11 protein-coding genes and 1 pseudogene are annotated in these 14,826 nt (G+C 65.1%); all 12 read left to right on the top strand.

Annotation, left to right across the window (positions count from 1 at the left end):
* Positions 1-437 precede the first annotated feature (437 nt).
* Positions 438-2,834: pseudogene (locus AC1DYM_RS01040) on the top strand (response regulator); the annotation flags it as partial.
* Positions 2,827-4,569 (top strand): chemotaxis protein CheB, encoded by a 1,743-nt coding sequence (locus AC1DYM_RS01035; RefSeq protein ID WP_477335104.1) that lies wholly within the window; start codon positions 2,827-2,829, stop codon positions 4,567-4,569. The pseudogene AC1DYM_RS01040 and the gene AC1DYM_RS01035, both read left to right, overlap by 8 nt.
* Positions 4,566-5,036 carry a chemotaxis protein CheW gene (locus AC1DYM_RS01030; protein WP_477335102.1) on the top strand — a complete coding sequence of 157 codons (471 nt, stop codon included), beginning with the start codon at positions 4,566-4,568 and terminating at the stop codon, positions 5,034-5,036. The genes AC1DYM_RS01035 and AC1DYM_RS01030 overlap by 4 nt, the downstream gene beginning before the upstream one ends.
* Positions 5,037-5,187: 151 nt before the next feature.
* Positions 5,188-5,385 (top strand): hemin uptake protein HemP, encoded by a 198-nt coding sequence (gene hemP, locus AC1DYM_RS01025; protein ID WP_046968472.1) that lies wholly within the window; start codon positions 5,188-5,190, stop codon positions 5,383-5,385.
* 133 nt (positions 5,386-5,518) lie between these two features.
* On the top strand, positions 5,519-6,082 hold the full coding sequence (locus tag AC1DYM_RS01020; protein ID WP_477335100.1) for a hypothetical protein: 564 nt from the start codon (positions 5,519-5,521) through the stop codon (positions 6,080-6,082).
* Positions 6,083-6,238: 156 nt separating this feature from the next.
* Positions 6,239-7,513, top strand: a complete 1,275-nt coding sequence (locus tag AC1DYM_RS01015) for an efflux RND transporter periplasmic adaptor subunit (protein WP_477335098.1) — start codon at positions 6,239-6,241, stop codon at positions 7,511-7,513.
* Between the two features lie 35 nt (positions 7,514-7,548).
* The gene (locus AC1DYM_RS01010; RefSeq protein WP_046968474.1) at positions 7,549-8,259 is read left to right on the top strand and encodes an ABC transporter ATP-binding protein; all 711 of its coding nucleotides are present in this window, start codon (positions 7,549-7,551) and stop codon (positions 8,257-8,259) included.
* 29 nt (positions 8,260-8,288) lie between these two features.
* Positions 8,289-9,596 carry an ABC transporter permease gene (locus AC1DYM_RS01005; protein WP_477335096.1) on the top strand — a complete coding sequence of 436 codons (1,308 nt, stop codon included), beginning with the start codon at positions 8,289-8,291 and terminating at the stop codon, positions 9,594-9,596.
* Between the two features lie 10 nt (positions 9,597-9,606).
* On the top strand, positions 9,607-10,827 hold the full coding sequence (locus AC1DYM_RS01000; RefSeq protein ID WP_477335094.1) for an ABC transporter permease: 1,221 nt from the start codon (positions 9,607-9,609) through the stop codon (positions 10,825-10,827).
* Positions 10,828-10,848: 21 nt separating this feature from the next.
* The gene (locus AC1DYM_RS00995) at positions 10,849-12,168 is read left to right on the top strand and encodes an ABC transporter permease (protein WP_477335092.1); all 1,320 of its coding nucleotides are present in this window, start codon (positions 10,849-10,851) and stop codon (positions 12,166-12,168) included.
* Between the two features lies 1 nt (position 12,169).
* Positions 12,170-13,393 carry an FtsX-like permease family protein gene (locus AC1DYM_RS00990; RefSeq protein ID WP_477335090.1) on the top strand — a complete coding sequence of 408 codons (1,224 nt, stop codon included), beginning with the start codon at positions 12,170-12,172 and terminating at the stop codon, positions 13,391-13,393.
* Between the two features lie 86 nt (positions 13,394-13,479).
* On the top strand, positions 13,480-14,814 hold the full coding sequence (locus AC1DYM_RS00985; protein WP_477335088.1) for a sigma-54-dependent transcriptional regulator: 1,335 nt from the start codon (positions 13,480-13,482) through the stop codon (positions 14,812-14,814).
* The last annotated feature ends 12 nt before the right edge of the window (positions 14,815-14,826 follow it).

The following is a 14,826-nucleotide window of genomic DNA, read 5'->3' as shown; positions in this document are numbered from 1 at the left end:
GTCTGGTCGAGCCACGTCTGATCGACGACGAAGAGGCGATCGACGAGACGATCGACGAGACCGCTTCCGAAGAAGAGGGTTTCCTCGCCGACGAGGCGTTCGCCCTGGACGCGTTGCCGACCGAGTCCACCACGGCCGAACCGGCCGCGGTCGAGCCGACGGAACTCGCAGGGTTCACTGAACTCACGGAACTCGCGAACGTCGACGAGTCCGTCGAGGCGCCTTCGGACGTCGAAGTCACTTCGAACGCCGAAGCGACTTCGGATGTCGAGGAGCCGTCGTTCGTCGCGGCGTCTCATGACGAGCCGGTAGACGATACCGTCGTCATCGAAGATCAGTCGCACGAGCCACTTGCCGAGCCGGTCCACACGCCGGTCGACGAGCCCGTCGACGAGCCTGTCGTGGCGATGATCCCGGAGCTGTCGCCGTACGCCGATATCGACCCCGACCTGCTCGAGGTCTTCGTCGAAGAAGGACGCGAGATCCTCGATCACGCCGATGGTGCCCTCGCGGCATGGCGTACCGAGCCGCAGATGGCTGAGCACGTGACGGCCCTCCAGCGCGACTTGCATACGCTCAAGGGCAGTGCGCGCATGGCTGGCCTGGCCGTCGTTGGCGATCTGGCTCATGCGATGGAAGCCTTGCTCGATGCGGTGGCCGGTGGCCAGCGCGAGAGCGATCGCCCCGCCATCGAGGCGACCGAGGTCGGCTTCGACCGTCTGCACGGCATGATCCAGAGCATTGCCCTGGGTCGCCCCATCGCACTGAACGATGCCGACATCGAGCCGTTCGCGCGCCTTGCCGGTGCGCCGATCGCGCCGGATACGCTCACGGCCGAGAGCTATCGCGAAGAACGCGAGGCCGCGATCATCACCGTCGACCCGGCGCCGATCCCCGGCTTCGAGCCGCTGGCCGACGCCGAGACGATTCCGGTCCTCGATCGCGACCTGCCGGAGCTGCTGCCGGAGTTCGAGGAAGAAGAACTCCAGCGCTCGTCGCAGGAACAGATCCGCGTCCGCGCCGACATGCTCGACACGCTGGTGAATCACGCCGGCGAAGTGTCGATCTACCGCTCGCGCCTGGAGCAGCAGACGGCCAGCTTCCGTTCGACGCTCACCGAGCACGAACAGACGGTCAGCCGCCTGCGCAGCCAGCTGCGTATGCTGGAAATCGAAACCGAAGCGCAGATCATCGCGCGTTACCACCAGGAACACCGCGAAACGGGTGCGACGAACTTCGACCCGCTCGAGCTCGATCGCTTCTCGCAGCTGCAGCAGTACTCGCGCGCACTGGCCGAGTCGGTATCCGATCTCGTGTCGCTGCAGACGATTCTCGATGAGCTGACCCGTCAGTCCGAAAACCTCCTGCTCCAGCAGCAGCGAGTGAACGCGGAACTGCAGGAAGGTCTCATGCAGACGCGCATGTTGCCGTTCGACGCGATGGTGCCCAACTTGCGCCGCACGCTGCGCCAGGCGGCCGGCGACGTCGGCAAGCGGGCCCAGTTGGTGGTGGAAGGCGCCAACGGCGAAATGGACCGCAACATGCTCGACCGCATCAAGGCGCCGTTCGAGCACATGCTGCGCAATGCGGTCGCCCATGGCATCGAGACACCGGACACCCGCGAGGCCACGGGCAAGAATCCCGAAGGCACCGTACGTATCCAGGTGTCGCGCGAAGCGACCGAGGTCGTGGTTCGCCTGTCCGACGACGGTGCCGGCATGGACCGCGACGTGATTCGGGCCAAGGCGATCGAGCGCGGCCTGCTGCGTCCGGACGCGCGCGTCTCCGACGACCAGATCTTCCAGCTCACCCAGGTACCGGGCTTCTCCACGGCGGAGAAGGTCACCCAGGTGGCGGGGCGCGGCGTCGGCATGGACGTGGTCGCGAACGAGATCAAGCAGCTCGGCGGTACGCTGGGTATCGAATCACAGAAGGGCGTCGGCACGACGTTCGTGATGCGCCTGCCGTTCACCCTCGCGGTGACCCAGGCTCTGATCGTGCGCATTGGCGAAACCAACTTCGCGATCCCGATGACCTCGGTGCACGGTGTGGCGCGCGTGGCTCCGAATGAGCTGGCGCATCGCATGGCCGAGGAGAACCCGAGTTTCGACTACCTCGGCGATGACTACACCATCCACGATCTGCCGCAGCTGCTCGGCGTGCACGTGGTCTCCTCGCCCGAGGAAGGCGACGTACCGCTGCTGCTCGCCCGTTCGGGCGACCTGCGCGCCGCGATCCGCGTCGACGCCGTGCTGGGCTCTCGCGAAATCGTGGTCAAGCCGGTTGGCCCCCAGGTCAGTTCGGTGCCGGGCATCCTCGGCGCGACGATCATGGGCGACGGTTCGGTGCTCATGATTCTCGACCTCGCACCGATGGTGCGTCACGGTGTGGCACGCCGTGCATTCGAGGCGGAGGCCGCCGTGCCTCACGCACCGCGCGTGCAGGACGAGGTCCGCGTGAAGCCGCTGGTCATGGTGGTCGACGACTCGATCACGATGCGCAAGGTCACCGGTCGCGTGCTTGAGCGCCATGAGTTCGAAGTGATGACGGCAAAGGATGGCGTGGACGCCCTCGAGAAGCTCAACGAGCGCGTGCCCGACCTGATGTTGCTCGATATCGAAATGCCGCGCATGGATGGCTATGAACTGGCGACGCAGATGAAGGCGGACGAACGCCTGGCGGGTGTGCCGATCATCATGATCACCTCGCGCACGGGCGATAAGCATCGCCAGCGCGCGTTCGATATCGGTGTCGAGCGCTACATCGGCAAGCCTTACCAGGAGAACGACCTCATCGTGCAGATCAACGACGTGCTCGGAGTGACCCATGGCTGATCGCGAGCCGTCGGTCGCGTTGCTGTTCGACGACGCGGCGCTCGCCGCACACCTGCGTGACGCCCTCGTCGCCCAGGGTGCGCGGATCGTCTACGAATCGGACCTGCGGGCGTTCGCGCCGGCCGAGCTGGTCGGTTCATCGGCCGATGTGGTCGTGGTCGATCTCGACGACCCCAGCGATGGCGATCTCGATCGCCTCTATGACACGGTTGAAGGCGGCCATCCGCGCCTCGTCTTCAACGATGCCGACGCCAGCCGCAACCTGGAAGGCTGGGATCGTGCCCGCTGGGCCAGGCACCTCGCTGCCAAGCTGGTCGGTACGAACCCCATGGATCCGCCGCGTCCGGAAGATGCGCGCGCCATCGAGCCGCGCCTCGAGGCGATCGCCGGCGTGGCCGCACCTGCGGAAGAAACCTTCGACGAGGCCCTTTCGGACGATCTCGCCATTACCGGCAGTCACGGCTATGCCGAGGCACCGATGATGACGATGGCCGAGGACGTCGGTTTCGTTGCGATCGAGGACGACGGCGACGCCTCCGACAACACTGACGATCTGGCTGACTCCCTCGATTTCTCGGCTACCCAGACCGATGCCGTGGAAGACGACGGGGAAGAGGGCGAGGGCAGCGATCCGGTCAGGCTCGCCGCCGAACTCGAGGCCCTGCTGGCCGACAGCGACGCGAATTCGATCAACGGCTCCGACGGACTGGAAGACATTCCTTCGGCACCGCTGGAGCTGACCGAACTGGCCTCGCTCGATCTTTCGGGTTTCGAAGTGATCGACGAGGCACCCCCTCCGGCCCCCACCGTGGAACAGGAATTCGACGTCAGTCAGTTCAGTCTCGCGACCGACGCGGAGAGCGTGACAGTCGCTCCCCCGGAAAGCGTGCCCGCTCTCCAGATCGAATCGCGTGCCACGGAATACGTACCCCCGCCGGCTCCCGAGTGGGATCTGGTGGATCACGACACGATCGTTCTCGATGTGCCCGCGCACGGAAGCCCGGCCGACTTCGGCATCGAAACCGTCAGCGCCGCCGAGTACCTCGCGCAGGACGTGGTCGACGACGGCTCGCACGGGCTCGAGCCGGGCTTCTCGCTCGAGCTCGTGTCGATGGAAGAGGCCATCGCGCCGCGTACCGATGGCGACTTCTCCCATGAAATGTTCCTTGAGGGCAGCGCGCGCGCGGTGCGCCGCATCGTTGCGTTGGGTGGCTCGCGTGAAAGCGAAGGCGCCGTGACCGCCTTCGTCGCCGCCTTGCCCAAGCGCATGCCGGCGGTCATTCTGGTCGCGGTCCACCACGACCAGGATGCGAACGGTTTCGCGCAGCGCCTTGGCCGCGCACGCGTAGCCACGGATGGGTCGCATACCGAGCACGGTGAGATCCTCGTCGTGCCGCGTGGCACGCATGTGCAGATTCGCCGCGACGGCAGCGTCACCGTACGTGAGGATGGCAGCACGGGTTCCGCGACCGGTCCCTCGATCGATGGCATCTTCAGCACCCTTGCCGGCGGGTTCGGTACGGATGCGCTGGCGATCGTCTTCGCCGGTCGGGGTAACGATGCCGTGGCCGGGTCGCAGGCGGTGTACGACGCCGGCGGCCGTGTCTGGGTCGAGACGGTCGCGCCCGAGGCCGAGACCGGGCATATGGTGGCCGGGATTCGCGAGGAACGCGTGGCCGGATTTGCCGGCGACGTTCACGCGTTGGCACAGAAACTGATCGAGGAATTCCCATGAGCGAGCCGTTACCGCGCGAAATCCGCTGCGTCCTGATTCCCAGTGGCGGTGTGCGCCTGCTGTTGCCGAACGCCGCGGTGGCCGAAGTGATCACGTTGGCCGGCATCGAGCCGGTGGCCGACGCGCCGGCCTGGCTGGTCGGGCGGATCGCCTGGCGTGGCTGGCGTATCCCGCTGGTGCGTTTCGATCACGTTGCTCCGCTACCCGAAGACGGTGTGAACCAGGCGCCTCGCGTGGCGGTATTGAAGGGCGTGACCAATCATCCCGAGATGCCCTATGTCGCGGTCCTGACCCACGGCTTTCCCCGCCTGACGACACTCAACGCGGAACTCCTCCTGCCGACCCATGATGGCCACGACCTGCCGTTCGGCGTCCGCGCCCGTGTCCTCGTCCGTGACGACACGGCCGTGATCCCGGACCTCGAGGCGCTCGAGACGACACTGCTGGACATGCACGCCGACGCATGACGCCTGGCTGCAGCCTTTGTGGGGAGCCGCTCCAGCGGCGATAGCAGGTCAACGAAAGCCCGACTCAGTTCGGGCTTTTTTTGATTCACCCCTTGACGCGTAAATGAGAATCGTTATCATCAAAGACGAACCTCTTACCCGGAGCTGAGCCATGTTGATGAGATCGCTTCCCCTGACCGATAACGGCGGCCGTGACAAGGTCGTTGCGCTGCGTGCCGCCCCCGCGGTCGCCCGTCGTATCGAAAGCACGCGTCTGCTCGACGGCTCGCGGGAGCTCGTGATCGAGCACCAGGGCAACGAGTACCACCTGCGCCTCACGCGCAACGACAAGCTCATTCTTACCAAGTAAGGCCTGCCCCCGTCAGGCCTGTTTCGCTGAGGCCTGCTCCGCCAGGCACCTTCTCCCCGACGCCAAGCCACGCTGGCCCTTCCAGGCCGCCCAGCCAGGCATCCTTTTCCGGCAGTCACCCGGGAGACGCGCTATGTTCGGCTGGTTAGCTTCGTTCGGCATGCACTCGCGTGCCCGTTCCACTCCCGCCACGCGCTGGCTGGCGATCACGCCACGCACGCTGGTCGAGGGTCTCGGTCAGCTTGGTGGTGTCCTCTACCTCGCGCCGGGCGCGAAAAGCTGTCCCTTCCAGGATCACGAGTCTTTCGGCTGCCTCGTCGAATCGGCGGACCTCGCGCCGCTGCTGGCCACGCGGTACGTCGGCCTGACCTGCGCGATCACCGCGGAAGGTCCGCGTGAGTGGATCGATTGCGTGGGAGGTGAGGGCGAAGCGCTCGCCCGCATCTATCTGCTGCCGGACACCGACTACCTCGCCTGGGATGGGCTCTTCGTCGATGCGACGCCGGTCGATGCCCCGACCCGGGAACTACCCGACCGCGAGTGGTTGCGTGCATGGCGGGCCCGGGTACTCTCGTTCACGCGCCGGCGCATGGTCGGTTTCACCGTGCTGGGTGCGCGCGACGTGCTGATTTCGTCGCTGGGCCGTGGCGTGGCGCGCGACATCGCAGTCTCCGAGTCGGTGGGCATCACGGTCTGAGCGAACGCCTGTCCGACCGGCGCAGTGTCCGGACACTCTGTCCGCGGACACGACGCCGAAACCGGAAATGCGCCATAACCTTATGTTTTAAAACAATGTCACGGCTTGGCACGCGGCTTGCTCTCTTCCCTCCAAAGAGAATCCAGGGAAGCCAGCATGATCCGCGATACCTCCGCCACTGACCGCCTCGTCGAAGTCGGGTCCAACCGCAAGCGCAAGCTGATGATTTACATCGGCGCCGGCGTTGCCGTCGTCGCCGGGCTCGCGTTCGCGCTGCCCCATGTCGCCACGATGTTCTCCGCGGACAGCTCGGTGAGCGCCTCGCGGCTCAGCTTCGCGACGGTGTCGCGCGGACCCTTCGTCCGCGATATCGCCGCCGAGGGCAAGGTCGTGGCGGCCGTGAGCCCCACCTTGTATGCGACGTCCGCCGGCGCGGTCGTGCTGACCGTGCACCCGGGCGACGTGGTCAAGAAAGACCAGGTGCTCGCCACCATCACCAGTCCCGACCTCGCCGCCAAACTCGCCCAGGAACGTTCCGCGGCCGACGCGGCGAAAGTGGAATTCCTGCGTGCGCAGATCGACGCGACGAAGAAGCGCTCCGAGCTGCAGAAGGCGTACGACAACGCGGTCATCGACCAGACCGCCGGCCAGCGTGATCTCAAGCGTTATGAAGGTGCCTTTGCGAAAGGTGCCGTACCGGTCGCCGATGTCGACAAGGCCAAGTCCACGCTCGACAAGGCCGACGTCACGGTGAAGCACGCGCAGTCCGATCTCACCACTGACAACGGCAGCCTGACCTTCGACATCCAGGCGAAGAAGCTGGCGTATGACCGCCAGGTACTGCTGGTGCAGGACCTCGAGCGCCAGGTCGAAGAGCTCAACGTGAAGTCGCCGGTCGACGGCCAGGTGGGCCAGGCGTTCATCGCCGAGCGTGCCACGGTCGCGAAGGACGCACAGCTGCTCAGCGTCATCGACCTTTCCGCCCTGCAGGTGGAGATGAAGGTGCCCGAGAGCTTCGCGCGGGATCTCGCGATCGGCATGCCGGGCGAGATCAGCGGCAACGGCAAGGTGTGGAACGGCAAGGTCAGTGCGATCTCGCCCGAAGTGGTCAACGGCGAAGTCGCCGCTCGCCTGCGCTTCGACGGCGCCACGCCGAGCCAGCTGCGCCAGAGCCAGCGTCTCTCCGTCCGCGTGCTCCTCGACAAGCGCGACAACGTGCTCACCGTGCAGCGCGGCTCCTTTGTCGACGAAAGCGCTGGACGCTACGCCTACGTCGTCGCCGACGGCATGGCTGATCGCCGTGACATCCGCGTCGGTGCGAGCAGCATCGACAAGGTCGAAATCCTGAGCGGCCTGAAAGAGGGCGACAAGATCGTCATCTCCGGCGCCGACACCTTCGGTGACGCGAAACACGTCGCCATCAGCCGCTGATCCAACGTCATTCCCTTACCCACGAAGGAACCGCCATGCTCAAGATGACCCATCTCGCCAAGGTCTACCGCACGGAAGTCGTCGAGACCTACGCCTTGCGTGACTTCAACATCGACGTGAAGGAAGGCGAGTTCGTCGCCGTCACCGGTCCCTCGGGTTCGGGCAAGACCACCTTCCTGACGATTGCCGGTTTGCTCGAAACCTTCACCGGTGGGCAATACCACCTCGACGGCGTCGAAGTGAGCCAGCTSGACGACAACGCCCGTTCGCGCATCCGCAACGAGAAGATCGGCTTCATCTTCCAGGCCTTCAACCTGATTCCCGACCTCAACGTGTTCGACAACGTGGAAGTGCCGCTGCGCTATCGCGGCATGAAGGCGGCCGAGCGCAAGCAGCGGATCATGGATGCACTGGAGCGTGTCGGCCTCGCTTCGCGTGCCAAGCACTATCCGGCGGAACTCTCCGGCGGTCAGCAGCAGCGCGTCGCCATCGCCCGTGCACTCGCCGGTTCGCCGCGCCTGCTTCTGGCCGATGAGCCGACCGGCAACCTCGACACGCAGATGGCCCGCGGCGTGATGGAACTGCTCGAAGAGATCCACCGCGAAGGCGCCACCATCGTCATGGTCACCCACGATCCCGAACTCGCCGCACGTGCCCAGCGCAACGTTCACGTGATCGACGGCCAGGTGGTGGATCTGTCTGAAGAACCGCGTTTCCACACGCAGCCGCACGCCGCCCTTTCCTGATCCGTCCGCCCAACGCTCCGGGGAACTCCATGTTCAGTTACTACCTCCAGCTCGGACTGCGCAGCCTGCGCCGCAACCCGGTCCTCACCGGGTTGATGGTGATGGCCATTGGTTTTGGTGTCGCCGCCTCGATGACCACGTACTCGGTATTCCGCGCGACGTCGCGGGATCCGATTCCGCAGAAGTCGAGCCAGCTGTTCAACACCCAGCTGGACAACTGGGGTCCCGACAAGATCGAGAAGGGCGAGCCGCCGCAGGCGCTCAGCTACAAGGACGCGACGGCCCTGTTGCGCGCTCATAAGGCGAAGCGCCAGACGATCACCTACCCCATCGGGGTCTCGGTGATTCCCGATAACGCGGGCCGCTTGCCGATACGGGAGGGTGCCTACGCCACCGGTGCGGACTTCTTCCCGATGTTCGACGTGCCGTTCCTGCAGGGCACGGGCTGGACGCTCGAGGACGATGAAAAACATGCGAGTGTCGTGGTCATTGCCAAGTCGCTCAACGACAAGCTGTTCGACGGCGGCCAGAGCGTCGGCAAGCAGTTGAACCTCGACGGCCACCTGTACCGCATCACCGGTGTCATCGAGGACTGGGCGCCCCAGCCGTTGTTCTTCGACGTGCCCAATACGGGCGGCTTCGACGAGGGCGCCAAGGTGTACGTGCCGTTCAATCGCGCTGTTGACCTGAAGTTGCCCAATGCCGGCAACAACAGCTGCATCGCCGAGCCGGGCGAAGGCTGGGACAACTACCTGCGGTCGGAATGCATCTGGCTGTCGTTGTGGAGCGAGTTGCCCACCAAGGCGGAAGCCGACAGCTACCGTCAGTACATCGAAGGCTATGCCGCCGACCAGCAGCGTGCAGGCCGCTTCAGCTGGGCGCCGAATATCAAGGTGCGTGACGTGATGACCTGGCTGGACGTCCAGCATGTGGTGCCGAAGGAATCGCAGGTGTCGCTGATCGTCTCATTGGGCTTTCTGGTGATCTGCCTGGTCAACACCATCGGCCTGTTGCTTGCGAAGTTCATGCGCCGCGCTCCGGAGATCGGTGTGCGTCGCGCCCTCGGCGCATCGCGCAAGGACATCTACGCGCAGTTCCTGATCGAAGCGGGGACCATCGGCGTCGCTGGCGGCGTGCTCGGGTTGATTCTGACGGGCGTGGGTATTCTCGGTGTCGGCCTGGTGTTCCCCGAGCCCGTCGCCCGTCTGGCGAAGCTCGACCCGGTCCTGATCCTGCTTACCCTGGTCGTTGCGATCGTCGCCTCGCTGATCGCCGCTTTCTACCCCACATGGCGCGCCGCCCAGGTCCAGCCGGCCTGGCAGCTGAAATCCAACTGAGGACATGATCATGCAGATCAAGCCCATTCTTTCCGCGTTGCGCCGGCACAAGTCAGGCACGATCCTCATCGCGCTGCAGATCGCGCTCACACTGGCCATCGTCTGCAATGCGCTATTCATCGTGCACGAGCGCGTCGACAAGGTGAATCGCACGACCGGCCTGGACGAGACCAATCTCATCGCGGTCTCGAACGATTACGTCGGCGCGCCGGAAGACTTCACCCCGCTCATGAAGACGGATCTGCAGACCCTGCGTTCGCTTCCAGGTGTCGTGGATGCGTACGTCACGAACTCGTATCCGCYTCGCCAGGGTGGCTGGTCCACAGGTGTGCAGACCGATCCGGATTCGAAGGCGAAGGGTCAGTCCACTGCGCTCTACTTCGGTGACGAGCACGCCCTGAAGACGCTCGGTGTACGCCTGATCGCCGGGCGTAACTTCACGGCCGGTGAAACGGTGACCGTCGGGCGCCAGCAGCAACCGGGCACGGCGCAGGTGATCGTCACCAAAGCCCTGGCGGACAAGGTCTTCCCGGATGGCAACGCGCTGGGCAAGGTGATTTACCTGGCTAAAGGAAAGCCCTCGACAATCATCGGCATCGTCGAAAAGCTGACGACGCCCTGGATCCAGAACGACTTTGTCGAAGGCGACTACGTCACCATCATGCCGGTGATGTTCAACAGCAGCTTCCAGCAGTTCCTCGTGCGCACGCAGCCGGGTCAGGAAGACGCGGTATTCAAGGCCATCCCGCCCGCACTCTATGCAACGAACCGCATGCGTGTGCTTCCGGACAAGGTGGGTATCCGCAAGTTCGAGGAAGTGCGCCGGCGTGCGTATGACGCCGACCGCGGCATGGCCATCCTGATGAGCGTGGTCTGCGGTGTGCTCCTGGCGATCACGGCGGCCGGTATCGTCGGCCTGTCGAGCTTCTGGGTCGGCCAGCGTCGTAAGCAGATCGGTGTGCGTCGTGCGCTCGGTGCCCGTCGCAGCGATATCCTCAGCTACTTCATGACCGAAAACTTCCTGATCGCCCTGGTCGGCGTCATCGTTGGCGTGATACTCGCGGTCGGCCTCAGCCAGTGGATGTTCACCCACTTCGAGATGAAGCGTCTGTCGCTTACCTATGTCGCGATCGGTGTCGTTGCCTTGCTCGCTCTCGGCCAGGCGGCCGTGTTCGCGCCGGCGTTGCGTGCCTCGCGGGTGTCGCCCGTCGAGGCGACGCGCAGCGTCTGACGTTTCATCACGGAGAACGGAATGTTTGGTTATTACATGGAGCTCGCGCTTCGCAGCCTCAAGCGAAGCCGGGCACTGACGGCGCTGATGATCCTTGCGATCGCCCTGGGTATCGGGGCGTGCATGACGACGCTGACCGTGCTGCACGTGTTGTCGGGCGATCCACTGCCGGGCCGCAGTGCATCGATCTTTTATCCGCAGATGGATCCGCGCGACATGAAGGACTATGCGTCGGACCAGGCCTCTCCGAGCCAGGAATACCCACGGCAACTGACCTGGGCCGATGGCATGAGCCTGCTGCATTCGCACCGCGCCGACCATCAGGCGTTGATGGTCGGTGGCAAGGTCGCCATGCAGACGACCGATGCCCGCATGGATCCGTTCTTTTCGTCGTCACGCTATACCACCGCCGACTTCTTTCCGATGTTCGAGACGCCGTTCCGCTACGGCAGACCCTGGACGTCAGTTGAGGACGATAGCCGCGCCAGGGTGGCGGTGATCGGCAGCGACCTCAATGACAAGCTCTTCCATGGCGAAGACAGCACGGGCCGCACGGTCCGCGCGGACGGTCACGACCTGCGCGTGATCGGTGTGCTCAAACCCTGGCGCCCGGTGCCGCATTTCTTCGACCTGAACGTGGGAGCATTCTCGGAACAGGACGATGTTTTCATCCCGTTGTCGACATCACGCGACTTCCTGCTCAGTCGCGCCGGCGGCATCCAGTGTTGGGGCAAGGGCTCGGGCGACGAGAGTTCACTGGAAACCTCCGAGTGCGCGTGGCTGCAATTCTGGGTGGAGCTCGACAGTCCGGCCAAGGTGGCCGCTTACCGTGACTTCCTCTCTCATTACGTCGCGGAGCAGAAAGCCATCGGGCGCTTCGAGCGGCCGGCGCATACGCGGATGCTCGACCTGATGGGCTGGCTCGATCACGAAAAGGTCGTGCCGAGCGACGTGCGGCTGCAAGTGTGGCTGGCGCTCGCGTTTTTCCTCGTGTGCCTGATCAACACCGTGGGCCTGATGCTCGCGAAGTTCATGCGGCGCTCGGGCGAGGTCGGCGTGCGGCGCGCGCTGGGTGCCTCACGCATCAGCATCTTCAGCCAGCTGTTGACTGAAGCCGGCATGGTCGGCCTCGTGGGTGGTGTTGCCGGGGTGTTGTTGTCCTGGCTCGGTTTGTGGATGGTTCGGTTGCAACCGGTGTCCTACGCGAAGCTGGCTCACCTCGACCTGATGATGCTCGGCGTGACCTTCGCGATGGCGATTGGCGCGACGGTCGCCGCTGGCGTGCTGCCGGCGTGGCGCGCCTGTCGTATCACTCCTGCGCTGCAACTGAAGAGCCAATGACATGCTGAAGGACATCGGTCCCATTCTCTCCGCCTTGCGCAAGCACCGGCTTACGGCCAGCCTGGTGGTCCTCGAAATCGCGCTCACCTGCGCCATCGTCTGTAATGCGGTGTTCCTCATCAGCGACCGCCTTTCGATCCTGGATACCCCCAGCGGCATCGACGAGGCGAACGTGGTGCATATCGTCGCCTCCGACATCGGCAGGCATGGCGACGATCATGCGCGTGCCGAAGCCGACCTCGCTGCGCTGCGCGCCATCCCCGGTGTGGCGGCCGCCACGATCACCAACAGCCTGCCGCTTGGCGACACCAGCTGGGGTAGCACCCTCAACCTCGCGCCGAACCAGGCGTCTTCGACCGTGGACGTAAAGAATTTCTACGGCGAGGGCGTTGGCGAAACGCTGGGCACGCGTCTGGTGGCGGGGCGTTACTTTGAGCCGGGCGAGTACGTCTGGCTCGACGATCTGGTCACGGGCAAGGCCAAGCCATCGCCGGTCATCGTGATCACCCAGGGTCTCGCGCACCATCTTTTCGGTAACGCGTCGGCGCTCGGGCGGTCCGTCTGGATAGGCAGCAGCAACACCGAGATGCGTGTGATCGGCATCGTGGATCACCTCGCCAGTGCCGGCGGCGTCGATCGCTCCGTGGCCGAGTTCTCCACGTGGCAGCCCTGGCGCGAAACGACGGCTACCGACGGCTCCTTCATCATCCGCAGCCACCCGGGTGAGGCCGATCGGGTACTGGCCCTCGCCGTCGAAAAGCTCAAGCAGATCGACCCGCGTCGCGTGATCGTCAAGAAGGAAAAGTTCAGTGCGGTCCGCGACGAACGCTTTGCCGGCGACCGCGCCATGGCCGGCCTGCTGGCGGCCGTGTGCGTCGTCCTGCTCGTGGTGACCGCCCTGGGTATCGTCGGCCTGGCGAGTTTCTGGGTGGGGCAGCGACGGCGGCAGATCGGCGTTCGGCGTGCCCTCGGTGCCCGCCGCGTCGACATCCTTCGTTACTTCCAGACGGAAAACTTCCTGCTCGCCAGCATGGGTATCGCGCTCGGCATGGCGCTGGCGTATGGGGTCAACCTGTTCCTGATGAGGGAATACGAACTCCCGCGGCTGCCCCTGTTCTATCTGCCCCTGGGGGCCGTGCTGCTCTGGCTGCTCGGCCAGATCGCCGTATTCGCACCGGCCATGCGCGCGGCGTCGGTTCCCCCTGTCGTGGCCACCCGTGGCTAGAATGGCCCTGGGAACGAATAAAGTGCCGATGGGGTTGCAACCCTTTCGGCGGGGGAAGCATCCATGACTCCATGCGAAGGGAACAGATGCGCTGCGTACTGATTATCGACGACAACCCCGCGGTGGGCGAGGCGCTGTCGCTTGCGCTTTCCCTGCGGGATATCCGCCCCCTCGTGGCGATGACGCCCGAGGATGGTCTCGCCACGCTTGCGACCGAACGCGTGGACGTCGTTATCCAGGACATGAACTTCACCGCCGATACCACCTCGGGCGAGGAGGGCGTGGCGCTGTTCAAGGCGATCCGCGGCCGCTATACCGACCTGCCGGTGATCCTGCTCACCGCGTGGACGCACCTGGAGGCCGCGGTGGAACTGGTCAAGGCCGGCGCCGCCGACTACCTGGCCAAGCCTTGGGACGACACCAAGTTGCTCGCCACGGTGGAGAACCTGCTCGAGCTTTCGGAGTCCACGCGCGAAGTGACTCGTGCGCGCGTCGAGCGCCGCAAGCGCCGCGAGATCCTCGAAGGCCGATACGACCTCGACGGCCTGGTGTTCGCTTCCGAGGCCATGAGCCGAACCATCGAACTGGCCTGCCAGGTCGCGCGTTCCGACGTGCCGGTGTTGATCACCGGACCCAACGGCTCGGGCAAGGAGCGTATCGCCGCGATCGTGCATGCCAATTCAGGGGTGCGTCGCGGCCCGTTCGTGGCGGTCAACTGCGGCGCGCTACCCGGCGAACTGATCGAGGCCGAACTCTTCGGCGCGGAAGCCGGTGCGTATACGGGTGCCAACAAGGCGCGCGAAGGCCGCTTCGAGATGGCCGACGGCGGCACCCTGTTCCTCGACGAGATCGGCAACCTGCCGTTGCCGGGCCAGATGAAACTGCTGCGTGTGCTGGAGACGGGGCAGTTCGAACGCCTCGGCTCGGGCCGAACACGACAGGCCAAGGTGCGCGTGCTGAGCGCGACGAACGCCGACCTGAAAGCGATGATCGCCGCGGGCACCTTCCGCGAGGATCTCTATTACCGCCTCAACGTGATCGATGTGAACCTGCCGGCCCTGGCCGATCGTACGGACGATATCCTGCCGCTGGCCGAGTTCTTCCTGGCTGGCCAGGCGGAGCTCAGCGAGGACGCGCGCGAAGCGCTGCTGTCCCATCCGTGGCCGGGCAATGTGCGTGAACTGAAGAACGCGATCGCTCGTGCGGCGTTGCTTGCCAGCGACGGACGCATCGAGCCAGGGCACCTGAACCTTCCACCACCCCCGCAGAGCGTGAGCCGCAATCTCGACGAGCCCAGCCGCGAATCGGTCGAGGCAGCACTGGCGTCGGCGGGCGGCGTGGTCAGTCGCGCCGCGACGAACCTCGGCCTGTCGCGACAGGCGCTGTACCGGCGCATGGAGCGTTACGGACTGGCGGTGTGATCTGCTAGCGTC

The sequence above is a fragment of the Luteibacter sp. P1_D3 genome, from assembly GCF_056406135.1.
The sequence above is the reverse complement of the archived record's forward strand: the minus strand, read 5'-3'. Positions and strand labels throughout refer to the sequence as shown.